Source organism: Chitinophaga agrisoli (assembly GCF_008386695.1).
Classification (GTDB): domain Bacteria; phylum Bacteroidota; class Bacteroidia; order Chitinophagales; family Chitinophagaceae; genus Chitinophaga; species Chitinophaga agrisoli.
The window spans coordinates 319624-343944 of record NZ_VUOC01000003.1 but is presented as its reverse complement, the minus strand read 5'-3'; the positions used below and the strand labels follow the sequence as shown (position 1 = coordinate 343944).

At 42.7% G+C, this 24321-nt stretch carries 28 protein-coding genes, 1 tRNA gene and 1 pseudogene; 13 read left to right on the top strand and 17 right to left on the bottom strand.

Annotated elements, in window-relative coordinates; genetic code table 11:
• The first annotated feature begins 57 nt into the window (after nt 1-57).
• Nucleotides 58-131: transfer RNA gene (locus F0L74_RS16715), tRNA-Met, on the top strand.
• Here F0L74_RS16715 and F0L74_RS34135 read toward each other — a convergent pair.
• The 9 genes from F0L74_RS34135 to F0L74_RS16670 all read right to left on the bottom strand — a co-directional run bounded on the left by F0L74_RS34135 (nt 91) and on the right by F0L74_RS16670 (nt 9560).
• On the bottom strand, nt 91-1458 hold the full coding sequence (locus F0L74_RS34135) for a recombinase family protein (RefSeq protein ID WP_438502956.1): 1368 nt from the start codon (nt 1456-1458) through the stop codon (nt 91-93). The genes F0L74_RS16715 and F0L74_RS34135 overlap by 41 nt on opposite strands.
• 29 nt (nt 1459-1487) lie before the next feature.
• Nucleotides 1488-1736 carry a recombinase family protein gene (locus tag F0L74_RS16705; protein ID WP_149839048.1) on the bottom strand — a complete coding sequence of 83 codons (249 nt, stop codon included), beginning with the start codon at nt 1734-1736 and terminating at the stop codon, nt 1488-1490.
• Nucleotides 1737-1889: 153 nt separating this feature from the next.
• Entirely contained in the window at nt 1890-2264 is a 375-nt protein-coding gene (locus tag F0L74_RS16700) for a hypothetical protein (RefSeq protein ID WP_149839047.1), read from the bottom strand.
• Nucleotides 2248-4995 (bottom strand): MobF family relaxase, encoded by a 2748-nt coding sequence (gene mobF, locus F0L74_RS16695; RefSeq protein ID WP_149839046.1) that lies wholly within the window; start codon nt 4993-4995, stop codon nt 2248-2250. The genes F0L74_RS16700 and mobF overlap by 17 nt, the downstream gene beginning before the upstream one ends.
• A gap of 176 nt (nt 4996-5171) precedes the next feature.
• The gene (locus F0L74_RS16690; protein WP_149839045.1) at nt 5172-5951 is read right to left on the bottom strand and encodes a hypothetical protein; all 780 of its coding nucleotides are present in this window, start codon (nt 5949-5951) and stop codon (nt 5172-5174) included.
• 24 nt (nt 5952-5975) lie between these two features.
• Nucleotides 5976-7478, bottom strand: coding sequence for a type IV secretory system conjugative DNA transfer family protein (locus F0L74_RS16685; RefSeq protein ID WP_149839044.1), 1503 nt, complete (start codon nt 7476-7478; stop codon nt 5976-5978).
• Nucleotides 7479-7548: 70 nt separating this feature from the next.
• Nucleotides 7549-7740, bottom strand: a complete 192-nt coding sequence (locus F0L74_RS16680; RefSeq protein WP_149839043.1) for a hypothetical protein — start codon at nt 7738-7740, stop codon at nt 7549-7551.
• Between the two features lie 232 nt (nt 7741-7972).
• Nucleotides 7973-9022: a hypothetical protein gene (locus tag F0L74_RS16675; RefSeq protein WP_149839042.1), complete on the bottom strand. Its 1050-nt coding sequence runs from the start codon at nt 9020-9022 to the stop codon at nt 7973-7975.
• Between the two features lie 226 nt (nt 9023-9248).
• Nucleotides 9249-9560 carry a hypothetical protein gene (locus tag F0L74_RS16670; RefSeq protein ID WP_149839041.1) on the bottom strand — a complete coding sequence of 104 codons (312 nt, stop codon included), beginning with the start codon at nt 9558-9560 and terminating at the stop codon, nt 9249-9251.
• A gap of 275 nt (nt 9561-9835) precedes the next feature.
• Here F0L74_RS16670 and F0L74_RS16665 point away from each other — a divergent pair, with 275 nt between their 5' ends.
• The 7 genes from F0L74_RS16665 to F0L74_RS16635 all read left to right on the top strand — a co-directional run bounded on the left by F0L74_RS16665 (nt 9836) and on the right by F0L74_RS16635 (nt 13718).
• The gene (locus tag F0L74_RS16665) at nt 9836-10303 is read left to right on the top strand and encodes a hypothetical protein (protein ID WP_149839040.1); all 468 of its coding nucleotides are present in this window, start codon (nt 9836-9838) and stop codon (nt 10301-10303) included.
• A gap of 224 nt (nt 10304-10527) precedes the next feature.
• Nucleotides 10528-11196, top strand: coding sequence for a recombinase family protein (locus F0L74_RS16660; RefSeq protein ID WP_149839039.1), 669 nt, complete (start codon nt 10528-10530; stop codon nt 11194-11196).
• Between the two features lie 32 nt (nt 11197-11228).
• Nucleotides 11229-11486: a hypothetical protein gene (locus tag F0L74_RS16655; protein WP_149839038.1), complete on the top strand. Its 258-nt coding sequence runs from the start codon at nt 11229-11231 to the stop codon at nt 11484-11486.
• 20 nt (nt 11487-11506) lie between these two features.
• Nucleotides 11507-11830 (top strand): hypothetical protein, encoded by a 324-nt coding sequence (locus F0L74_RS16650; RefSeq protein WP_149839037.1) that lies wholly within the window; start codon nt 11507-11509, stop codon nt 11828-11830.
• Nucleotides 11831-11861: 31 nt separating this feature from the next.
• Complete coding sequence (locus F0L74_RS16645; RefSeq protein WP_149839036.1) at nt 11862-12794, top strand: porin family protein; 933 nt, start codon at nt 11862-11864, stop codon at nt 12792-12794.
• A gap of 115 nt (nt 12795-12909) precedes the next feature.
• On the top strand, nt 12910-13248 hold the full coding sequence (locus F0L74_RS16640; protein WP_149839035.1) for a hypothetical protein: 339 nt from the start codon (nt 12910-12912) through the stop codon (nt 13246-13248).
• A 44-nt stretch (nt 13249-13292) separates the two neighbouring features.
• Complete coding sequence (locus tag F0L74_RS16635) at nt 13293-13718, top strand: hypothetical protein (RefSeq protein ID WP_149839034.1); 426 nt, start codon at nt 13293-13295, stop codon at nt 13716-13718.
• Nucleotides 13719-13808: 90 nt separating this feature from the next.
• On the opposite strand, the gene F0L74_RS16630 is transcribed toward F0L74_RS16635, so the two are convergent.
• Nucleotides 13809-14966: a tyrosine-type recombinase/integrase gene (locus F0L74_RS16630; RefSeq protein WP_149839033.1), complete on the bottom strand. Its 1158-nt coding sequence runs from the start codon at nt 14964-14966 to the stop codon at nt 13809-13811.
• Between the two features lie 565 nt (nt 14967-15531).
• Between F0L74_RS16630 and F0L74_RS34130 the strand changes: the two genes are divergently transcribed.
• The 3 genes from F0L74_RS34130 to F0L74_RS16615 all read left to right on the top strand — a co-directional run bounded on the left by F0L74_RS34130 (nt 15532) and on the right by F0L74_RS16615 (nt 17199).
• Nucleotides 15532-15729: a helix-turn-helix domain-containing protein gene (locus F0L74_RS34130; protein ID WP_149839513.1), complete on the top strand. Its 198-nt coding sequence runs from the start codon at nt 15532-15534 to the stop codon at nt 15727-15729.
• 80 nt (nt 15730-15809) lie between these two features.
• On the top strand, nt 15810-16721 hold the full coding sequence (locus F0L74_RS16620; RefSeq protein WP_149839032.1) for a DUF8464 domain-containing protein: 912 nt from the start codon (nt 15810-15812) through the stop codon (nt 16719-16721).
• Nucleotides 16714-17199, top strand: coding sequence for a JAB domain-containing protein (locus F0L74_RS16615; protein WP_149839031.1), 486 nt, complete (start codon nt 16714-16716; stop codon nt 17197-17199). Before F0L74_RS16620 ends, F0L74_RS16615 begins: the two co-directional genes overlap by 8 nt.
• Before the next feature lie 107 nt (nt 17200-17306).
• On the opposite strand, the gene F0L74_RS16610 is transcribed toward F0L74_RS16615, so the two are convergent.
• The 7 genes and pseudogenes from F0L74_RS16610 to F0L74_RS16575 form a co-directional block, all read right to left on the bottom strand.
• Nucleotides 17307-19232, bottom strand: coding sequence for an ATP-binding protein (locus F0L74_RS16610; RefSeq protein ID WP_149839030.1), 1926 nt, complete (start codon nt 19230-19232; stop codon nt 17307-17309).
• Nucleotides 19219-19740: an ABC-three component system middle component 5 gene (locus F0L74_RS16605; protein WP_149839029.1), complete on the bottom strand. Its 522-nt coding sequence runs from the start codon at nt 19738-19740 to the stop codon at nt 19219-19221. The genes F0L74_RS16610 and F0L74_RS16605 overlap by 14 nt, the downstream gene beginning before the upstream one ends.
• The gene (locus tag F0L74_RS16600; RefSeq protein WP_149839028.1) at nt 19740-20315 is read right to left on the bottom strand and encodes an ABC-three component system protein; all 576 of its coding nucleotides are present in this window, start codon (nt 20313-20315) and stop codon (nt 19740-19742) included. Before F0L74_RS16600 ends, F0L74_RS16605 begins: the two co-directional genes overlap by 1 nt.
• Nucleotides 20312-20497: a hypothetical protein gene (locus F0L74_RS16595; protein WP_149839027.1), complete on the bottom strand. Its 186-nt coding sequence runs from the start codon at nt 20495-20497 to the stop codon at nt 20312-20314. The genes F0L74_RS16600 and F0L74_RS16595 overlap by 4 nt, the downstream gene beginning before the upstream one ends.
• Before the next feature lie 370 nt (nt 20498-20867).
• A pseudogene (locus tag F0L74_RS34125) lies at nt 20868-21500 on the bottom strand (ISAon1 family transposase).
• A gap of 8 nt (nt 21501-21508) precedes the next feature.
• A complete protein-coding gene (locus tag F0L74_RS16580; RefSeq protein ID WP_149839024.1) occupies nt 21509-21736 on the bottom strand; it encodes a hypothetical protein in 228 nt (75 codons plus the stop codon).
• A 61-nt stretch (nt 21737-21797) separates the two neighbouring features.
• Nucleotides 21798-22124 (bottom strand): hypothetical protein, encoded by a 327-nt coding sequence (locus F0L74_RS16575; RefSeq protein WP_149839023.1) that lies wholly within the window; start codon nt 22122-22124, stop codon nt 21798-21800.
• A gap of 85 nt (nt 22125-22209) precedes the next feature.
• Between F0L74_RS16575 and F0L74_RS16570 the strand changes: the two genes are divergently transcribed.
• Together F0L74_RS16570 and F0L74_RS16565 are read left to right on the top strand one after the other, a co-directional pair.
• Nucleotides 22210-23013 (top strand): helix-turn-helix domain-containing protein, encoded by an 804-nt coding sequence (locus tag F0L74_RS16570; RefSeq protein WP_149839022.1) that lies wholly within the window; start codon nt 22210-22212, stop codon nt 23011-23013.
• 70 nt (nt 23014-23083) lie between these two features.
• Nucleotides 23084-24274: a serine hydrolase domain-containing protein gene (locus F0L74_RS16565; RefSeq protein WP_149839021.1), complete on the top strand. Its 1191-nt coding sequence runs from the start codon at nt 23084-23086 to the stop codon at nt 24272-24274.
• The last annotated feature ends 47 nt before the right edge of the window (nt 24275-24321 follow it).

Genomic DNA, 24321 nt, shown 5'->3' with positions numbered 1-24321 from the left:
ATATTTCGCGAATGACCATTATCTTTGCACTCCCTCAGTGAAAAAGAGGGGAATTATGGCGAGGTAGCTCAGGCGGTTAGAGCGCAGGATTCATAACCCTGAGGTCTCGAGTTCAACTCTCGATCTCGCTACAGAACGGGAATTTTCAAGGAAATCTTGGAAGTTCCCGTTTTCTTTTTCCCCTGAAACCTGCGACAGCAGCGACGCTGCATGAACGAACTCATTTATTTTATCGGTTAGACACAGGTGGTTTTTCGCATCGTAAAAAATACCGGCAGGGAAGATGATTTTTTGCAAGCGCCTTTTATTCTCCAAATCGCTGGAAGTCCATATCTGCCGCAGTTTCCCCAATTTCCCAAGCGAATGTTCGAGTAATTTGTCGAGGTTAGGCACCTTCGGAATTTCCTTATCCAATTCTTTGCTTACAGCCTGCATTTGTTCATTCAAATGCTCAATTGTAAGATCATAGGTTTCTTTGTCTATTTCCCCCAGACCATGACGAATTTGCAGGTTCCGCCGTTTCTTTTCCAAATCGGAAAGCTGGGTTTTGAGTGTATCATCATTCGTCTGATCTTGATTAAAATGATCAAACATTTTTGTCAGTTGCAGCTTCACCAATGGAACCACCGCAGGGGCAACACTGAAATTATCCAAGAAATCAAGGAATAGGTCATTAGCGCCTTTGCGTCTCGCATGTTTAGTCGTTTGAGCGTTGACGCTTACCCCCTTACAATGCCGACAGCGATAATAGTGCAAACTCTTAATGCGGTTGATATATCCGATCATATAACCTTTGCAGCATGCGCATTTCAAGTGACGGGTGAGGGGGCGCATTTCTTCATCTTTTTTATGCTGATAGCCGGAGGGGTTGCCTTCCAGCATTTGCTGAACCTTTATAAAATCCTCATGGCTCACAATTTTCGGCCAATTGCCCTGCACAGGCTCCTCAATCATCTTTGAAATCAGCACGCCACAGTAGAAAGGATTGCGCCATATTTTAGATAGCTTTTGGGGCAAGAGGCGCAGCCCTCTGGCTTCGAGCTTCGCCAATATTTGCACATCACTATAGTGACCGGATACTTTCCATTTCCATGCTTCTTTCAGCAGTTTGCCATCTTTGTTTATCTCAATCCTTTGGGTACGGCTTATAAATTTGTCATTCCGGACGCGCGGCCCGTAATGATCGTACCCCACGGGGCAAATCCCAAACCGCTTGCCTTCCCGTAAATGGGCTTTCATAAACGGAATAATAATCTCTTTACGTTCGAGGTTCTCTTTACTGGCGTGGAAAAGGCTCTCATAAATGGCCATCTTTCCGCGCTCTGTGGTAGTAGAAAGGCCGGAGCACGTTTCAATCAGATGCACGCCCATTTCTTCCACCAGCATGTTCACAAGACCTATAGCGTTGCCGCCGGAGCGGCTGAAGCGGGACATTTTGTACACGATAATGGCATACACCTTTTTCCGGCTTCCTCTTACCTTGTCAATCAGGCGTTTAAATTCAGCCCTCGTAAAATCGTTTTTGCCGATTCATACGTACCACCGAATTCTTCGGTAATGTGATAGTTGTTTTTTGATGCATATTCCCGGTTAGCATTTATTTGATTTATTACGCTGGAATTCCGGTCAAACTGATCCTTGGAACTCACACGGGTATAAGACCAAACCTCATAGTTTGGCTTTTCCTCGTTATTGCTTTTAGGAATAAATCGTTTGAAGTAGTCAATATTACTCATTGTTACTCCGAAAAGAATGATACAATGTCAGGCACAAGTCGTGGATAAACGAAATCAAGGCGAGCTTCTGTTCCAGCAGCAAATGCTTGAAATCGGCCAGCGTGTCGATTTCCTCAATCGTGAGGCTGATATTCGGTGTTATGTTGTCATAGGTCATACAGGCACAATGATAATTTCATTTACGGTTGGTGTGTTCCTTTCAACCGTTGCGTTATAACGGGGATCAGTACAAATAATCTGGCGCGGCACATGCTGCATGAACTCATAAAACAGGCTCTCCAGATGAATGCCTGTCAGGGTGAGGACATGAGAGGTAAAGGCCAAAACAATCCTGCCTTCCACCGGGTCATAGTCACCTGAAACCAGATAGCCGTAATTCAGGAAAACCCGCCTTCCATCCAGCCAGACAAAACAAACATTCCGGACATGGCTTTCCATTGAGTAGGAATCATTTTCGGAAGATTTATTTTGCTGGGTTGGATCACCCTCACGCATCTGGTCATATTTAAACCTAAAGCTCTGGCTCATAATCCTTGTCTTTAGTAGCCATGTTTTTCAGATGATCTTTGGTTACAGCTTTGTCCTTGCCGGGTGACGCATAGTCGTTTCTTTGCTTTAGTGCTATGTGCTGTTCATGCACCGTTTCGCCGGATAGCAGTTCCAGTGCGGAATACCTGTCCCGCATGTTGGAGGCGTGTTCCAGAAGCGCCGCCTTATCATCGGTATAAATCGATACGTTATGCTTGCCGCGCGATACGGAAACATAAAACTGCTTTAAATCCGTGGCCGGAAACGTGGAGGCAGGTTGTGCAATAAACACTTCATCCACGGTTTTCCCTTGTGAGGCATGGGACGTAATACAATGCGCATGGGTCATATGCCCGAAATCCGCTTTCAGGCTATAGGTTGCCTTGCTGCGCTTATTCCGTAGGATGATATTTCCCTTTTTATCAATAGCCACGACATCGAAGGTCATGCCGTTATTAAGCCGCTTCTTTTTTTCATCGAGGCTGTCGCGTGTGATTTTTACACTGTCACCCGTGGATATTCCTATTTCTGTTTTCCGGTAAACATCAAAACGGCTGGCCTTGTCACGGGGCAGGGACATTGTTTTCCCTTCCGTGTCCTGAATAATCACATCCCGGTCACTGGTTGATTTTACAGCCCAGACACTCCCCCGCTTGCCACCCGCTACATGCTGATTGAACTGGATAACATGACCGTCCCGAAAACTGCGCCAATCTTCTTTATCGGCTTGCGTCAGATTAAGATTAACCAACCACTTGACCGTGATTTCCTTTTTTCCGATAAGGCCAAGCTGCCGCAGCTTTTTACGAATTTCTGCCGTGACCGCATCCCCATGCTTATGCGTGGGGGAAATAACCAAAGCGGATTTCTTTCTTTTAAGCGCATCCGTGTAATCATTGACCAGTGCTTCATGCGGGTTGAGAAGATCGACATTCTTGATCGATCCCATACTTTCCAGTTTTTCAAAAGCATCACCAATTGCACCTTTGGAAAGGTCTTCAACGGCTGCACGGTAGTATTCATTTTTCTGGCGGTAAATCTTTTCTACCTCTGCCGCTTTTATGCCGCCCACTGTATTCAGGATACGCAAGGCATCCCCGCGAACAACGGCGGAATGCTGGCGGGTGTCGCCGCCCAAGATAAGGCGGGCGTTTTTCTTGGTCGCCAATTCAATCAGCGCTGTCATATCTTTTGTCCCAAGCATTCCAGCCTCATCCACCCACAGGACTTGCCCATTGAGCGAATTTTGTAAGCCGGGAGACGACAAAAGTTTAGCGACGGTTTCCGCATCCTTGAAACCATCCTCTTTTAGAACACCGTGGGAGGCTTCTATAGTAGGAGCGACAACAATGACCTTTTTCCCAATTTTTCCGATAAGGGCGACGGCCTGCTGCATAAGTTTCGTTTTGCCGGTGCCGGCAGCCCCGCGAATAATGGAGATAAGATTTTTTGTGGTGAGTACATGCCTCACGGCTTTGGATTGCTGCGCATCCAGTTTGATATCCGGGACTTCCTGCGGATAGAGAGGGGCAAATTTGCCCCTTCCATCCCGTGCCAGCTCAACCATCCGCTTTTCTTCAGTTAAAACCTCTTTTGTCGTGGTAAATGTCTGACTGCCTTGTTTAACATGGAGCAAGCGGTCATCCCGCAAAAAGCAATCCGTAATAGTGTCGAGTGAAACGCCGGGGCTTCCGATGGCGTGACGATAGGCATGTTCAAGGATACGCCTGTCCGGTTTGACGGAAGCCCGTTCAAAACAATGACGCAAGGCATAATCGACGCTTTGCTCCGGCTGCGGTGTTTGCGTTTCCTTCACCGTAGCAAAGCGTATCGATTGGCCTTGGTCGAGGTTCTTATCTCCATTAAGCAGGCGTATTTGCTTTTTCCACTCCGTTTTTAATACATCCATGCCCAAGCCCTTTTTTTGCTTTTTTCTACGGGTACGGGCACCCAATTCAGCAAGTTCTTTGGCATCCGTGATACCTTTTTCTTTGGCAATCTGGCCGATTTCATTTGTGCGTTTGGAAAAGTGATCGATAGCCGCTTGCGGTACGCCTTCGATTTCAAACGAATGATCCGTCCGTCTCACGCGATAGCCCAAAGCAATCATTTTATCTGACAGGCGTTTATGGAAGCGCGCCTGAAAATAAGGCATGTCCCGTTTGATGTCCCTGAATTTCCCGGCCTTGATTTCTTTTTCCTGCGCGTCCCATGTGGCATTGAAAACAAAGCAATGGGCGTGCAGGTGCGGGTCAGGTACATATCCAACCGGGCGGGCTGTCTGGTGAATAAATTCAGCCCATGCAAGCTCTGCGGTCACACGATCATCATAGGCACCTTTTTTTCGCACACGGGTGCGGCTTTCAGCTTCTATTTCCCGCATGGTTTCATAAACGCTCTGCTGGAAAGCATCCATAATATGATTGTCTTTGGCAAGCATATGCAGGATGGAAAGAGATTTAGGACAGTGGAAATTAATGTCGTACCCGACAATTCGCGCTTCTTTGGTGCGGGGCGTAAGGGAGCCGCCCGTTACCGGATTTTTGTTTTCACACAATAAGTAGAAAATTCCTTTCGTGGCTGGCTTATCAATTCCAAGGCGTTCAGCCAAAAGGCCACGAAACTGGCCTTGCAGTTCCTGATCGTTGATATAATAATCAGATTTAGAAAGTACGTCCGAAAAGTACGCCTTTGCTTGGCTTTCCGAACTGCTTGGGATCATACGAATCATAAAGCATGTTTAGTCGCGTGTTCAAATCAGGTGGTGAGATTTCCGCAAATCGGTGCAATAAATATCACCATTAAACATCAAAGCGGGAAGGGATGCAGTGCTTTGCATGCGTTACGTTCAGAAGGCTATTTTTCATCAGACATCTGCCCGTAGACGTGCAAAGCACTGCTAAGGGATCAAATTGCCTGCGCGGCATCGTCATTGCGGATATTAAAGGACGCTGCAAGCCTACGGCGCAAATCCACGCGTGAGGGTTTACGGGCGTGGAACTCAACACCTCTGGTTTTGTCGCTGTCTTCATCGTAGACAAATGCTTCTTCCGTTTCATCTACCATCATACCGTCATCAATAACATCCAGAACGAAATCATCACCAATTGCATAGGCAGCCAGATAGCTGAAGCTGTAAAGGATGCTGCAAATAATAAGGAGCATGCCGACAGGTTGCCCCATGAACTTCAGCAGTAGCCCGGCAATGAGAAAAACGGCAGGCTCGATAAAGGTCTCGATCATCCGCTTGTCTGGCTTAAACCCGCCGATGGTGATCTTGCGGAATAACGGGTGCATCTGACCCGTGCTGCGGCTGTAGCGTCCAAAGTCGTAAACGGACGGCTCTCTTCGGATTTCCATTAAACGCCTGATGGCTTCATAGATAAACAGGAAGGTAAACACGTACCAGGTTGCGAACTTATGCCAAAACCCCGTTCCACCTTGCCCGAAGGACGGCGCGTATAAAAAAGTAAAAGCGCTATGGACGACATAAGGGAATACCAGCATAAAGACCGCCGCAAAAAAAGCCGGAAGGATTGCAAAGTGTCTTTCCCCCATATTACGGCGAAGGAAGGCATCCGGGATAATGCGGAAGCAAGATGCAATCACGATGACAAAATTGAGGATTTGCCGTTTCAGCTTGCTTTGTGGCTGTACTACGGCGTGGAAATAGAGGCTCTTTTTCATGATTGATGGTTTTGATTGTGGTTATTAAATCTGTTTGAATTTAACCTTGTTGAAATTGAGGCCGCTTGCAAAGGGTTTACCTTGACAGTGCATATAGCATTCGACCTCAAAATTGTTCAGGGGGCCGCCTGTCTTTAATCCGGCAAATTCCTCCGGCCTTACCATTTGCTCCAGCTTGTAGGATTTTGAGCGGGACGATGAGAATTTTCCCGACATGGAGACAGAATGCGTATGGTCTTCTGTGTAAGCGGAGCCGATCAACTCACTTGCGTATTTATTTGTATGTGTATCCGCATTGGCCAAGAAGAACTTGGTGCCAAATGTCCCGAGCAGGCTTTTAACCCGGTATTCCGATTGATCGCCGCCCATATTGGCGTGATAGTTTGGCAAATTCTGGCTTAGATATGTTGTTATGATCCTGCTGCTTCTTGCAGTAGCCTGATATTCAGCGTCATACGGATGCAAAAACAATTGTGCTTCATCGGCGTACAGGAACAAAACACGATTATTCTCCGCCACATTCCTACGTTCCATGGCGCGCTGCCAGATATACTTGAACAAAACTTGACAATCCCTTCCTGCTTTGTGGTAGTGTTTTACAGGTAGGTTTAACAGGATAATTTTTCCGTTCAGGCAATCTTCAGGCGTAACAGTTGACGTACCCTTGCAAAAGAGAGAATAAACAGGTTCCTGCAACAACCGGAACAGAAAGCCGGAAAATGAAAACTCAATTATTGAGCGGGTCTTTTCGCTTAAATTCCTGAAGGTTTCAGCGAAAAACTGATCCACTTGCTTCATGAGCGCCGCATCAGGCAGGGCATCCAGCACGGCGCTTTCAAATGCCGCTTCATCTTTCAGCCTGTCCCGTTCCGCCGGGGATAGTCCTTTCTCAAAGCGTTCAATCTGTGCATAGACGTTTTTTTGCGCGGCGGTAAAAGCCTGCTCAAAGCTGGTAGGCTTTCCGGTGTCATTTGTGGTTTGTTCCCGCTTAGGTGCTGTGCTGATAACATCGAATAAGTTCCGCAAGAAAACCTTGCCGTAAGCCAAATTGCAAAGAGAAATTACGTTTGTCAGAAGCATATCCTGAGCGTTCTCCCAGAAAACATCATCATTTTTATGCGCTCCGTTTTTAGCATCACTGGCTATGACTGTTTTTAAAACTTGGACAATGTTCTGGGTAATCGATATGCCGCCGACACGTTGCGAGGATTCGTATTCCAAAAAATTGAAACGATGCTTGCCACCCGGTTCAATAACGATGAGATCGTCCAGCCTGTTTGTCTGGCGGCAATACTCCTGCCAGAGCGCTTTTTCCTCTGCCTTGGCGCATAGTACAAGTCCAGAAAAGCCGTGAGATAAATACTTCAGAGCCAGTGCCCGGCCTACGGAAGACGTTTTTCCGGCACCACACGCGCCGAATACGCAAACCTGTTCAACAGCTTGCCTTATCGTCCATTCAGAACGCCCATGTTTATCCGCAAACTCAAAAAGTACCGTATCAAGGTCAAAAGATGGTGTCGTTGTCATTGGTGAAGGTTTTAGGAGAATGGCCGTCCTTCATGACGAACGACCATTCCCGAATGAGAGAAAAAAGAGGTTACAGCTTTTTGCTGTTTTTCAGATCACTGGCGGAATTATAGGTGGTGCCGTTGGCGTTATAGCTGTTCCCCGTTTCCGATGGCTTTATCTGCTTTCCCTGATCGTTGATCATCTTCGTGCCATCAGAACTTACACGGTACCCATTGTCCTTTGCGATTTGTTCGATTTTTTTGCGATCCTCGTTGTTCATTTGTCTTGTTTTTGATTGTTAAGAAAAGATTGTTTATGTCTGGATTTCACCACAAGGCACGGCATGGCCAGTACCTTTGCCCGTGGCAAAGCGTTTAAGTAATAAGTGTCAATTTGACAATTTTTTTATGGGGAAAATGTGGGGGCTTTTACCTTGGGTAAAGCACCGAATTGAATAAAATCAAAGAGTGAAAAAGAAGCCTTACGGGGCTACTACTAGGGAATAGCATTAGCTATTCTTTCTCTTCTTCAGACGCATGAGCTTCGCTTTGAAAAAGGACATTATCAACCAGCCAAGTGTCATTTATCTGGACAAAGGAGAACTCGTAAATGCGGATGATTACTTCTTTGAAGGGGTCTAACACAAGGTCAGCCACATCCAAATTATTTAAGCGAAAGCCGCTCCAGCGCCATTTATCCCCTTCAGCATCAAAGGATAGGCTCACACGTTGCATCATTTCTTTCTGCTCTTCAGTCGCGTGTTCTTTCATTTGATTAAAGACATTCTGCACTAAAGAGCCAATCTCTCCAATATTCTCCAGGGCATGATCTTTAAACTTCACTTGTTGGAGAGATTTCAGTCTGCCGACATTAATCTCACAAGAAGCGATACACTCAATTTTGTGCTGGTTTAGAACCGTTATATGATCGAGAAATATTTTTGACGGCAATGTGTCCGCTTCAAAAATTTCCCGGTACTTTTCTTTATTATGTTCTCCAATAGAGCGTCTTTTGAAATCATCGGACATGAAGATCCAGATTTTCTCAGCCTCCCTCTCTGAAATTGCCCGAAAGAAATTACCCAAACAGATTTCAATATTCTGCAAAGATGCGTCTATGCCGAATTGCAACTTTTTCCAATTTTCGTATGCGGCCTTTATAATTGGAAATTCATCAACTATGGATAATTGCTTCTTTATCTCTGTATAAGAGGTATGTCCAGCTTTTGGCCTAATTTGGGCTTCTTTCAGCTCGTCATTTAGCTTTACCTGTAACTGTGGTATCTGTTCGAAGAAAGCCTCAACATTCTTGTTAAATAGCTGGATCGCTTTATCCGAAAATGAAGAATGCGTTTCTTCTGTTCCCCAGTAGTTTTTGGCACTGCCCCGCTCACAGCCTAGCAGTTCTGTCAAAACATCATCTCTAACGACTACTTTGGAGCTATTCAAAGGAATGGTTCCTTGAATAGTTTTTACGTCAATGACAAAAGTTGTAATTTGTTTATACAGGCGAAGTGCTTCTCCGCTTAATTTGATAGCTTTCTTTTCTTTTTCATTACCCATTTTTTGGAAATTTTGAGTTTATCAAAAATGAACGAACTGAATGTATACAATCAAGGCAACCAATGTCTGTTTTGAAGATCAGCAGTAAACCCATGCAAAAATCATTATGTTTTGCATTCTGTTCAAAAAAAAGACTTCACGATTTCAAATTCTAAAAAATAAACCAATAAGATACTAATTTTAAGCATGTTACGTATTTATATAAATACTCTATTCCTTTATAAGGTTAATAATCTGGTCTAAGTCCCTTATACCCGCCATTGTCGTCATCCCACAACTCACTTAGTTCATCATTGAATTTGTCACGATTCTCTATGAGCTCCAAAAGAGCTTCCTTGAATGTTTCCTCGACATTAGGATGTTTAATTAGGAGGCGCTTCAATTCATTAATTACATCATTGGTTCCCCCTGAATAACCTTGAAGGGCTTCATGGCCAACAGGAAGAGGTTTATCTTGAAAATCGAAGGCTTCAAGATAATTTGGAATTGTTGCCAGCGTTAGGGGTCTACCATTCTCATAAAACTTATCAAATTTCATAGCATGTTCCTTTCATGCGTTTACATATAATGACAATTTCGGTGAATGTCAATACTGAAAGGTATAAGGCGGACGAGTATTATTTTAATAAAAAGATGCACTTAAATTCAAAAACTTGAAATTTTGAAGTCACCTGTTTTTCAGAACCAGCCCATTTCTGGATTTTTGATAAAAATAAACCGAGGAAGGGCTAACGCCGCCCTTCCTCCTTCTCCATCCGGCGGGGTTCCAAACAATGGGGAATGCAATTTTAATCAAATCAAAAAAATGACGCTATGGCGAATGAAATGCCGCAAGAATTGATCGATGAGATAATCCAAATGGACTACCACCAGTTCGATTATTTTGAAAAAAAGTGGAAAGACAATTTAAACGTAAAAGCCGACTATGAAAGACAATATTATAGTCAGGTGCAAGGCTATATCGAACATAACAAGACATTCAATGAAAATAAGCGCCCATTGAAGCCCTTGGAATATTCAGCAGTAATCGATCAAGAATTAGTGGAAGAGGCAAGGACGATCAATCTTGATCGTGCTGTTAATGATAATGAAAAATCAAAGCAGCAGCCGGAAAACCCAGCACCGCCACCTATAGGAGATAGCGTTAAATCAATTACCGCCCGGCTATTCGCAGCAATGAAGTATGAAACGCTGAAGCAGGATAATGACAGGAAAGCCAACAGTCCCCATAAAAGCCAGCCTTCCGACCCAAAGAAAGATATTGATATAGAGCGAGGCTAAGCACTGACCCCCATATTATTACATTGCAACCAAGTTTTACAAAAAAATTTGGCCATATACGAAGGAAGGTTCATATGTGGCCAAAAACTGCCTTATTTGCTCCCTCTTCTTTTTTAGAAACCGCCTCATATCAATTGGTTTTAAATGAAACCCGCATTGAATATTGATGTTTTCAGGCGCAAAATAATCCTTGGTTCATAGATGGACAGGAAGGAGCGGCGCTCATGCAACAAGCCGTTACCTATTATCGCGTATCAACAGACGAACAGGGAGAAAGCGGTCTGGGGGTTGAGGCCCAGCAATACGATGTCAACGCATTACTGCGCGTCAGCGCTATAGTGGTTGTACGCGAATACTTCGAGGTGGAAAGCGGCAAAAAGAACAATCGCCGCGTCCTAAAAAAAGCGATACGGCATTGCCTAAAAGCAGGATTGACTTTGATCATTGCTAAATGTGATCGTCTGACCCGCAAGGCATTGTTTGGCGCACGGTTGCTAGATAGCAGGCTGAATTTGATTGCGGCAGATAAGCCGTGGGCCACGAAACTGGACTTACTGGAAGACTTCATTCGCGCTGAACGTGAGGGCATAGCCATCAGCAAAAGAACCAGCGCCGCCCTGCAAGCGGCGAAACGGCGCGGTGTCAAGCTGGGTAAGGCCTGCAAGGCGCTTGCACTAAAAAACAAGCTGGCGGCCATCGCCTTCGCCCGCACTATGAACCCCATCATTCAGGATTTAGCGGCGCATGGATTTAGGACGATCCGCGCATTGGCGGCAGAACTCAACCGCCGCCACATTCCCACCTATCGCGGACACGGCGCGAAATGGCACCGCAATACTGTGTGCCATCTCCTGCACCGCATTTACGAATTATCGGAACCATCCCAAGCGTAATTATTTATCATCATAAAAACCACACGATTGTTATGAAAGCGAAGAAAACAAATCCCCCCGACCAACCGAACATTTTAGACATCGTCTATAAATTCATGGCAAAACTAGCCCTTGATTTTCGGGACACAATGGGGGCTGAGTGCGATTGGAGCACGCCAACCTTCTATCGGAAGATGAAACACGCCAAGAGCATAAACAAGGCCGAGCGCGACATGATTTATAAAATCGTGCAGGAAAAAGCCGACGACTTCAGAGAGTGGGTTCATGACCTGCGCAAATTCCATCGTTAAATAACCAACTCTATCAAAGCATGACACCACTACACGAAATTTTGCAACTCATTGAAGGAACCTTCAATATCGGGAGCCGCCCGATTTATAACGCCTGCGGCTTTTACGTGACGTCTTACAACAATTGGAGAAAAGGGCGATCAAAAACGATGAATATCCACGCCCATGAGGCCGTCAAGGCCATCATTGGTATCAACCTCTATAAATCCCAGCAAGAAGGAAAGATCATCGTCATCAACAAGGATGTGTTTGAGGCGTGGTACACCACCTTGCCGTCAGCCCCTTCTTTGGCCTCTTTAGACAGCAGCGTCTTTCAGATTATTCCTGAACACACGGCAGCATAAGAACAATTCACCGTTTTAAAACCAATATTCTATGACACTTCAAGTAACCATCAAACAGGCAGAGAAAGCCCTTGGCGTCTATGGCAGGTCTATTTATACACGGCTTGGTATTACGCAGACAACATACAGTTCTTGGAAAACAGGCAGAAACAAAAGCGCTAGAATTGACCTGCACGGAAAATTTCAATCGGAATACGGTATCGACCTGAAAGCATCCCAAAGAAAGGGAGAGCTTGTTATCTCCGATAAAGAGCAATTTGCCAAGCGCTGCAAAAAAAGACATGCGGCATGTGTCATGATCATGGCTATCGCCATTGCGTTTTTTACGCCTGTTCAGGCGCAGAGCATCAATGCGGGGCTTCGCGTGGCAGGGAATGCGCCCCTAAAAGGCGGGGAACTTATCTTGCAGAACCCGCCCGATGATTACCGCCCTTATGAACTACGCGAACGGATAGGCTTCAGTGTGGGTGGCTTTGCCGAGATCAATCTTACACGGCATTTTGCAATCCAGCCTGAAATTGGCTACAACCGCGTCCAGTGGGAATTGATGGACGCACAATCACGCCAGCCGCGCCCGTTCATCTACACCAACAATTATTGGGAAATCCCCGTGCTGCTCAAATACAAACTGTCAGGGTTCGGGATCTGTGTCGGTGCCAAGATGGATATTCTTGCTTCATCCAGCGCGGTAGAACCCGCAGGGGAAGGGTTAGGAACAAGGATCGGCTACCCCGACACGGATAAGGATTTCAAGACTAGAAATCCCGTATTCGGCGTGATCGGGCTGGAATATACTATGCGGCGCCCAGGTATCGGGTTCAGCTTACGGTATTTGCACGGCTTTGATGATGTGTTCACCGCCGACAACAGCCTGATACTGGCCGCACCGTTCAAGCAGGTCAAAAGCAGGCAATTGCAATTCGGCATGCATTGGCGCTTCGGTAGAGACAAAAGCCGACAATAAGGCTGGACCTTATGATCAGAATATATTCGCTGTGGGTATGTTGGCACATCTTTTATAACTTTGCATCACATTTGAATTTTTATTCATAATTTCCCAGACCAAAACAATCGCCACCATGGAAGAACTTAGACAAAAACTCAAAACGATTCTGAGCGAAATGAATAGCCTGCGCACACAGTCGGGCAAATATCACAGCTTAAAAATACTCTGCGAACAAATGCTGTCCGTTATAAACGACATGCAGAGAGTGGCGACAGATGAAGATGAAAGAAGGAGGCTTGTTGGTGTTTATTCTGCTCTGTCCCATACCAACGGCAAGGAGGTTGAGTTTGTGAAATACCATGAGGATGAAATGAGAAAGAAAAATGCTGCCCAAAAGAGGCAGACGGAATATTTTGCAGCTTTGGACAAAGCCATTGGATTGATCCGCATGGACATAGGCATATTAATCTGATCTAAGCTCCAGGAAGAGAGAAAACACGCAAAAGATAACTTCTAATGACATTGCCAGTCATATTGTCCATTTGGGGCGCCGTGCTATCGACAGTCCTTTTTGGAATAAAAATTTTTGAAACATATAGAGACCGCAACCGCCTCCTTATCTCTTATTACTTTGGGGTAACACAACATGAAAATCAGATCATAATTGCCAACCCTTCCAAAACGCCAGCTATGATAGATTATTATGAGCTATTTTGGGGACGGCGTAGGCTTTGGAGGACAAAAGTATTGAAAGAGATATTTTCTCCAGATGATTGTGCCAATATCACAATCCCAAGCTATTCAAAACACGTTTTGACCTTTTCTGATGAAGATTACTTTAACTGGGATACTCCATCAATTAAAAATAGTAAGATTTATATACGCCTCTATGTTGTAGGTGGCAAAGGCCCCAAAACAATATTAGTCTACCCGCAGAGATAATAACTAGATTAAATATTAACATGGAAGTTTGGATTTAAAATATCCGCTCTTTCGAGCGGATATCCAATGTTTAGGACGTAGTTCTTAGGATCATAGCATATGCGCTGTTGCTATGTTTATTGCATCTTCCACAGGATTTTGCGAAAGACGGGCATAAATTGCCGTGGATACTTGGCTTTTATGGTTCAGTGCTTTCCCGATGATTGGTAGACTGATACCCGAAATAGCCATATAGCTACCCAATGTTCGGCGCAGATCGTGCATTCGAATATCCATGATTTTCATTCGTTTTTTAATCCTTTCCCATGCCCGCTTGGGGTCTTTAAGATAACCGTCTTTGCTTTCTCCGGGAAACACGTATTGGGAAGGAATCGCAAATTCGGAGTTAGCCTCTCTCCTTCCGCTAAGAATTTCTAAGGCATATTGCGAAAGGACAACAATATTAACATCCTTATTTTTCGTCTGTGTTTCCGGAATGCGCCAGCGTTTGAGGTTGAAATCTAGATGCGCCCATTTCATCGACAAGACATTGGATTTTCTAGCTCCTGTAAATAACAGGAGTTTGAAGAAATCCCGGAATAATTCTTCTTCCTGTTCAACAGCATCAAAAAATAATTTTAGTTCCTCAGTGCTAAGAAAACGATCTCTACTATATGACGGAAATTTCCTTAATCCCAGACAAGGATTAATTCCTTTAACATAGCCATTCCGTATCCCGAAATTGAAAATAGATGATACGACATTTATAACCCGATTAGCTCCGCCATGCCCACTATTAATACCCATTTGTGTATGGATTTTACAAATCTGTTCACGGGTTATATTCTTCACCTTGGATCTGCCAAAAATCGGAACCAGATGGATTTCCATCATCCGCTTATTGTGAGTAGGGTTCTTATTATATAAGAGTGAATGCTGTTGATAGTAGATTTCTAATAGCTCATTAAAGGTGATCTCTAACTTCTCTGCCTTTTTCTCCTCTTGTGGATTGTGGCCTAGTGTAATCTTAGCCAAAAGGCGCTTTGCCTCTTTAGTGGCCTGCTCAATAGAGAGGTCGGGGAAACGGCCTATTTTAATTTTCTGGGGGACATTATTAACCTTCTTGTAAAGCAGGAAGGTTTTAACGCCGCTTGGATATACAGCGATCCTTAAAGAAGGGGTTTTGGTGTCTGCTACTTCATAGCGTTCTGGTTGAAATATAAGTTTTTCAAGGTTGGAGATTTTGAAGGGAATTTTCGTGATGGCCACGGGTTACCTATCCTTTCCAGTTCTACCCCAGTTCTACCGGGGCGATTAAAGTTGAGTGATTCTGGTAAAACGCCGTAGTAACAGAAAATTCAGTTAAAACAGGTGGATATTTGAAATATCTAGAACAAATAATGTTGCATAATAAGTCTCTGGCTCGATTGACATGGGAGAGGTCACAGGTTCAATCCCTGTTGCGCCCACCAATTTTTCAAAGACTTATCAGCATATTGTTTGCTGATGGATATTCAGTTCTACCCTAGTTCTACCACCCTTATTTATAACAGAAAAAGGGCATTATTCTAGGGAAAAGTAGTGCTGGTTCAGGGCATTTCTTCAATGGCCATTTCCGAATCACTTGGTGACAGTTTTGATGCACCACAGCATAAAATATTAAGCATGGCATATCTGGATATGATCCGATGAATAAACCAGTATTATTTGTTATGAATATTCCTCTTTTCTTTTGACTTTTCCATAGCTGATCCCGTACCACCGCCCTCCGCTTGTGAGGGCTGTTTCATTTTTGCGCTCACATTTCCCCGAACAATAATTTTCTAGGAGGTGCATCGGCCAAGAACAAAAACTTTTAGAACCATTACTTACTCGTAAAGAAGCCGCTAAATATTTAAACATTTCACCCGGAACATTAGCCGTTTGGGACTGTACCAAACGCTATGACCTCAAACCACTCAAAGTGGGACGTGCGGTAAGATATCGACTTAGTAATCTTGAAAAGTTTTTAGACAATCAACTAACACCATAAAACACGGGAAGGGCGCTTTTGACACGGCTGCCTTTCCCTTTTAACTCGACATTTCCCCTACAATAATTCTGGAGATCGCAATGAATATCGAATGTGCGAAACGCATTCCGCTTACCGACATTTTAAAAAAACTGGGCTTTGAGCCAATAAGACAAGAAAATAATATCCTTTTTTACCTATCCCCGCTTCACAAAGACGATACAGCTTTCTTAAAAATCTTTGTACCCAAAAACATCTGGTTCGATGAAAAACTCAGCAGAGGCGGCGATGTTTTAGCTTTTGTCTGCAATTATCTGGAAAGCCAAGGCGAAAACTTCACCCTTGCCGATGCACTCCGCTATCTTTCAATCATGATGGGGTATGCCCCGAAGATTGAACCTGTGGGTGCAGAAGATCCACAGGTTCGGCGGTCATTGTATATCGACGGCATCGAACCCATTCAACATAGCCGCCTTATTGCCTATCTTGACAGGCGGGGCATCCCTTTAAAGGTCGCGGAGCGTTACTTAAAAGAGGTGCGCGTTTGCGACAGGGACACAAAAAAATCTTTCCTCGCGCTGGGTCTTCGCAATGAGGATGGCGGTTATGAGGTATGGAATGCCTTTACCAATGAGTATGTCGGCAAACGGAATATTACATTTATCCGTGGCACCGTTCCCAAGCCCAATGGTATCCATATTTTCAAGAATGGTTTTGACTTCATGTCGGCCGTTATGCGACAGGAAGGCGGAAAGCCATTCAAGGAGGATACGCTCATTGCCCCTCCAGCCATTCTGACAATGGCAACACCGTATCTATATAAATACGGCTATGAGGCGGCTTTTACATGGATGGATAATTCTGTTATCGGCAGAGCTGCGGCACTATCTCTCAATAATTACTTCAAAACCGAAGACGGGCTTACCCACAGCCCAATGAATTACCTTTATAAATCGTTTCAATCGGTGAATGACTGGCATATCCAAGCGCCAAAGGCAGGTAAACATGCCTAAAAGCAAAATCCATTCACCATTTAAGGTAACGGAAGTACAACTGACCTACCGAAACAAGGTAAAAGCCGCCGACAGACCCGTCATCCGTCACCCGGAGGATGCGTTCATTGTTTTAATGACGGCATGGGATGAAAACAAAATCGAGCTGCTGGAGGAGTTCAAGGTTCTTTTGCTGGATTACCGAAACGCTTGCCTTGGCATCACCTCAATAGGTTCCGGCACAATAACAGAGTGCCTTGTCGATCCAAGGCTAATCTTTGCCACTGCATTAAAGGCGCGCGCGTCCAGGATCATCCTCGCCCATAACCACCCATCGGGCAACCTCAAACCCAGCAAAGCGGATATGTCGATTACCCGAAAACTGGTTACTGCCGGGACGTACTTGGATATTGCCGTTGCCGATCACCTTATCTTAAATTCCGAAACCTTTCTTTCCATGAGCCTAGAGGGCATGATGTCAGGCTATACACCGCATTAATAAGGAAGCGCCCCGACATGGGGCGTTTTTTTGTGTTTACCATCAAATCAGCAGGATAAAGTATCTATTTCCCTTACACTATAGGGTTCTAAAAGTATCTCTATAAGTCAGTAAACGTTTTGAAGGCTAGGGGATTCTTTTGTATAATATTCACCAACACGATAAGTACTATTTTTAAGCTCCTCTGTTATAAACGAGGTGGTATATATCATCTGATAGTGTTCACTGTCGTGTTTTTCAGTTTCTTCTATAATAATCTTCTGGAAATTTTGTGCTCTTTTCTCTTCTATTCCCTTATCCTCCATGTTATCGCAGAGGATAAATCGAGGATATCTCATTCTTTCAACTTCTAGAGACGCTAAAAAAATGGCGAATCGAGCGGTGGTTTTAAGATAAAAATTCGAGCTTGCCGAGTATTTAGCCTCTTTATCAGATATAAAAGCCAAATTATTTCGATAATCAATATTGAATTCTTTCGCCTCCATAAAATCCTCTTGGCGCTTTAAATCATTATTCAACAAGTATAATGCCTTCTTCTCTATAACCTTATTTACCTGTTCTTTCATAGTAAACTGGGCTGTAGTCATTCTATCTATCGAGTTTCCGAGAGTTTTAATTTCCTTTTCTAGTCCCTCTCTCTTTTCGACCAAACTTTGGTATAGCTCAGCATTTTCAAGTAAAGTTCTAAGCTGAATTATTGCTCCTTCTGCAAATCCTTTTTCAATATATAGCGCATCAATTTTCTCGTCACGAACTGATTTCACATCTTTAAGGGCAGCGTTGACACGTGCTTGCAGATTGTAAAGTTTGACCTTCTCAGACTCATACAGCCCTTTCATCTCATCAAGCTGTCTATTTCGCGTTATAAGCAAAGCTTTCGATTCTTTAATTTGAAAACTTAGTTCTTGTTCTATTTTTCTCGCTTGTGTAACTCCAAAACTGCTATCAATCACTTCTTTGCACAATTTACACTTGGTATCATCATCCGTCTTTTTAATTTCAGATAGGCATTCTGGGCAATATGCTAGAGGAAATTCACCTAAAAAGTCTCTCGCTAGAATAGAATTTTTTACTGATCTAGATTTTGTCTCCAGTGTTTTAATGAAGAAAGCCGAATCTTCGATTTCATATCTTAATGCTCTGATGTCCGTTTCGAGCTTCTTAACAAGGGATCTTTGCTCAATCGCCTCCTCATTAAGCTTTTCAAATTCAAGTTTTGTTTGTTTAGTAAATCTAACTGCCTTATTTTGTTGATTAAGTTCTAAAAGCTGCTCTTCGATCTCGCTAATTTCAGCTTCTTTATTCTCTATGCGAGTCTTTAGATTCTCAGGGATTAAATCATGGTCTTTGGGAATAAACTGCCTAATAATCTTGATTTCTTTTTTGACATCATCTAACTCATTGGATGCTTCGACCAACCGTTGTTTACTATCATATAAATCTTGGTTATAAACGCCAAGTAATAAATCCGACACAGTTTCTCGATTTAATGTGGTATCAAATTGCTCATACAAAAATAAAGAGTTTGTTGGAGAATCTTGATCGACATAAAGCAATCTCAATATTTGATGGAAAGTTATATTATTATCTCCTCTAACTATCGGAATATCCAAATTCTCAAAGAATACGTTAGAAAAGCTTTTTCTACTATCTGTCGTTACATAGCCAAATTTCTGCCAATCCGTAGAAGCCGATTTTTGTGAGCTCTCGAAATCTCCCCAATAAACATAAATAGGTTCCATTGGATTTCCCTTATTCGTTTGAGGATTAATATTAATTTCTCTTTTTATTACCAAAACGGCACCATTCATTTCTACTTCGGCCAATACCATTGAACATCTTTTCGCTTCTCGAACCCAATCATTAAAGGAGCCGCCTAACACGTAGAAAATAAAATGAGTAATAGTAGATTTACCACTACTATTATCACCACAAATGATATTTATCCCCCTATGATAAGCTTCATCATAAGCTACTTTTCCAGTTACCGTATAAATGATAAGGCGATTTAAAAATAAATTACTCCGCATCATATTTACTTTCCATGAGTTTGGTTTTGGCTTTCAGTCCATGTGGGCCAAACATTGATACTTGATAGAAATGAGAAGTCATTAAACCTATGACGTTTCGTTCTTTAGGGGTCATCGGTTCAAATTTAGATGTGTAACTTTGTAATAATTGCTTAGAAACAATTGTCACTCTATTTTCAGCCAAATATTGTTTATTTATTATTCCATAAGAGGCTAAACACTTAATAGCCGTCAATTGATAAGGTTTTATTCTTTCAAACATTTTTCGATTGTCTAAAATATCCTCGTATGGATTTTTCTCATTTGTAATATAAAAATTGATGAGCTTCCTAATATCCTCCTCTTCTCTTCTTAAGGTAATTTTCTGTACCTGATTAGGGAATAGTAGATAAAAATCCCAAATTCGCAACCGATCTAGCTCAACAAATTCGTTTTTATCAAAGTGTGTCAAAATCTGAAGGAGTCTGTAGACACAATGATATAAATCGAATGCAGGATGATAAACTATCATTATCTAGCCCATTTTATATGACACTTACCTGTCAAAAAGTAAATCATTCCTTCTATATCAGTAGATGACAACCCCATTACATCATCACATCCCTCGTTATGAATTTTCTCTATAATAGGCTTAATGATTTCTTCGGAAATAGTTTTTGCGATATCAGTTTCAGATGCTCCGTCTTTTATCATGGGGTACACTATATTTCGAAACTTCTCCAATACAATTCCCAGAAGAAACGCATGAATCTCTTGCGCCGTTTCATAAAATTGAAATCGAGTAAGTTTTTTAAAATACTCTTGTTTCAACCATGCAGCATCCTCTAGGATATGCGCTCTTCCGCCATTAACTAGCTTCTGCTCAAGTCCAATCGTATCCCTCGCATCGGAATAGCGCTGTAAGTTATCGGAAATCTCTTGGATTGTCTTTTTACCATCGAACTCCTCTTTTAGCTTTTCAAAGAGGGAAGACAGTTTTGTTTTTTGAGCGTAGTGATAGTGATAATTTTCTTCATGTTTATTTCCGGCAACCAGGTCACCTTCGCCAATCTTATTCCCCGACTGGTTAACTTGATTTGGCCTCATTCGCTTGTTTTATTACCTGCGACAATATCTCCCTTACCAACGGTATTGTTGCTTTGGGTTATCACGTTATTGCTGCTTGTATTATTTCTCTTTTTAGAGATACGAATGGCGATAAAAGCGCCAGCGGTTATTAAACTAATAATTAAGGCTGCTAATTTCAGGAGGTTATCATCGATTTTCATGGTTGAGGGCTGCTTTGAATAGGTAATAAATAGGTTATACTAATGTCTTACATTGTATTATTTGCCAAATATAAGAATATTAGTCAATTCTAACCTGTTATGATTAAATATTATGATTGAAGTTGACTAATCTATTAATAATCATTTATTTAATATATTAATTATTTACAATAAAATATAAATAGGTCGGTCAAGTAGTTACATTGTTAAACTACCAAAAATGACCAAATCCTGTAGAAATTGGTTAGACAATTTTCCCGTTCCCGCTACGATAAAAAAGGCTTTCAGGATTACCTGGAAGCCTTTTTACATTACAATAGCTCTTTATATAGGAACAATCGGATCAAGTTAAATTCTTGGGGGATTGACATTAGGCGTATAGTTTAACTAGCCTAAAAAGGAAGAATTCTACATCCCGTACCCCTCTCATCGCATTCCTAAAGGATTTTACCTTAGCATTGAAAGACTCTGCTGCGGCATTGGTAGCTCTGTTATTGAAGAAGTTTAATATGCCCAGATAGTCTGTTTGTACAGTCCTGGCAAGCGTTTTAAAGGATGACAGTCCGGATAGTTCTACGTCATTATACCACAAAGCAAGCCTTTTGAACGCCTGTTCTTTGCTGGTGCATATTCTAAATACATCCCCTAATCCGAGCGACAATTGATACGCTTTTTGTATAACTGGGTACCTGGTGAACAATAACGCTGCTCTTTGTTGCTGTTCCCTGGTCCATAATCGCGGTTGTTTAAATAATAAATATCTGCTACAGGCTAATAGCTGCTTTACGGTATCTCCGTTGTACAGGACCTCCGGCTGATAGGGCTGCTGTTGCTTTTTAGCCCGTTCATATGCCAGGTTTTCCTGCTCAAGGGCTTCCCACCTATATTGTATACGGGTTTCCTGTACGGCGTCAAAAGCCAATTGTTAAACATGGAAGCGATCGATTACCCGATGGGCATTGGGAAAGCAACGTTTGATAGCCACGTTGAGGCTTGCTGACATATCAATTGTTACCTCCAACACTTTTTTCGAAGTATCACATCATTCGATAGGTATTCGTCCCTGAAAAGGAAATACATAGAATCCCCGGATGAAAAAGCACTACCGGCAGTAACGCCAGGGCGGGGACCAGCGGGTGCATTTGGCGCCGTTGCGGTATTATGATCCTTTTTACAGGCGCTAATGGCCAGCAGCACAATACCGCCAGCCAAAGCTGTTCTTCGAAAGATGGTGAACATAAGATGGTTTTCCGTGTTGGGTGAAAGAAGTATATCTGCATACAGGATCCAATACAGACAATCAAAAATCTACTTCCCCTAATTCAATTTCTCCTACTTTATATCCTAACTCCCTTGTTGCTATTTCCTTTATCTCCTTCACCCAATTTATCCACTCATCTGTATCCATCAATCCGGAAAACTGAAGCCCACCCATTTCTACAGAGGCCAAAATATGCTTTTCATGCTCATTAAAACCAAACCAGTAAGGAAGCCCCTTCTCACCGCATTCGCCGCCTGTTCCATATCCCAACCAGCCCTTTAGTTGTGCATAGATCAGCGGAACTTTATTCCAGATTTCTTCCGGAGCATCATACCTGATATTTAAGTTCATCTCATGACTCGTCATATAAAGGAATATTTATAGGTAAAGAAAAGGCAAATTTGGTTACATATTCTATTCTTTCTGGTTAATTTTAAGCGAGCCAATTCCAATGTTCCATTACAAAGAAATACCAACACCAGACCCGATCCAAACCTACATCCGCAAATTCTGGGTCCTTGATCATTCAAACAGCCCGCTGTACAGCCATGCCAAATATGCATTACCCAACGGCTGCCTCACGCTTGCCTTTATCACCGGGCAAGGCGTGCTTTTAGAAGACGGGAACAAAACCATCAACATAAAAACAGGTATCTACCTCATCGGTCAGATCACCAGACGCCTGAAAGTCATCATCAAGCCCTATTCCAAAGCTATCATGGCACAATTAAACCCATGGACGCCAACATTGATCACTAAACTTCCGCTAAGTGAATTAACCAACCACTTCGCAACACTTAACTTCGTTAATAAAAAGCTACATAAAGCTTTTAGCGCTATAGATACTTCAGATGAGAATTTATTGGTTAAAAAGATCTATCATGAACTGGAGAGCCTTTTTTATGAAACAAGCGACTCCTCCCTTATACAAAATGTTATAAACGTATTTACAGCCAGCTTCCCGGCAAAGCCTGTAAAAATGTCCGATATCGCTGCAGACACAGGCTATTCAAAACGATACATCGAAAAAAAGTTTAACCTCCACACCGGCCTCTCACCAAAAGAAATGTATTCAATTTTGAGAGTCCGTAATATTATAAATGCCTTACACCGTCCCAATAACAAATCCTTAACCCAACTCGCCCTGGAATTCGGTTATTTCGACCAATCGCATTTCATTAAAATGTACACCGGCATTATGGACAGCTCACCCCGAAGATTTGAAACTAACGATTACATTTTGCCATTCAACTAGTTAGCCGTTCGCTTTTTTACAATTTCCACCGGTTTAATTGTTTTAGTTTTGACGCCATAATTGTTTTTCTATGGCAAAAAAGATCCTCGGTTACCTTCTCCTGGCAGGATTACAACTCATCATTAATAAGTGTACCGCACAGCATAATTTCGATACGCTTACTGCAAAGTTAAACAGGGTGGTTACCCGGGACAGCCTACCCGGACTAACCGTAGCGCTGGTTAATGCCGAAGGGATTGTTTACCAGAAAAGTTTCGGGTTTGCGGATATCAAAAACAATATAAAATATAATGCCAATACCGTCCAGAACATCGGATCAGTCAGCAAAAGCCTTATCAGCATTGCTATCATGAAAGCCGTGGAGCTAAAATATTTCACCCTGGAAACAAATATTAATGACATCCTGCCGTTCAAGGTCATTAACCCCAACCACCCAAACGATACTATCACCATAAAGGAGCTAACCAACCACACATCAGGCATTATTGACAATGAGAATATTTACCCCAATAGCTACAGATTTTACCCTGCTTTGAGATCATATGACAAGGAACTATTGGAACTTATCGGCACAAAAGGCTACCAGGAGAAGATCAAGGACACCAGCATGAAAACCTTCTTTTACAATTACCTATCTAAAGAAGGAGCATACTACAGTGCAAAAAACTTCAGTTCCAATAAAGCGGGTACTGCATACTCGTACAGCAATCTGGGGTCCGCACTGGCTGCATATCTCATAGAGATCAAGTCAGGGCTTTCTTACGATAAATTTACCGCGAAATATATATTTCAACCCCTTAAAATGAAAAACTCGGGCTGGTTTATAGATGTCAAAAAACTCGAAAATTACGCACGGTTATACTACAATAAGGACAAAGACTTCCCCCTATATTCCCTGTTAACTTACCCTGACGGCGGATTGAGAACATCCTGCAATGACTTAAGCAAATATTTAGCCGCAGTAATAAAAGGCTACAGTGGCGATACCACCCTGTTAAGCAATATTTCATTTAAACAGATGTTCGCTCCAATGTTTACCGAAACTAATGCCCCCCAGGGCATCCGTTTATCAAACAGGAACAAAGGCGTATTCTGGAATTTATACAGCGATGGAACCATCGGACTGGATGGTGATGATCCGGGAGTGAGCTCCTATTTGTTTTTTAATCCTGCTACAGGTTTGGGCGGTTTATTCCTTTGCAATAAATTTATAGACAACAAACAGGCTATTGTTGAATTATTAGTGAAGGAAACGCTATGAAAGAGCTCTCAACCGGCCAGTCTCACTTATTACCAATTCAATAAACT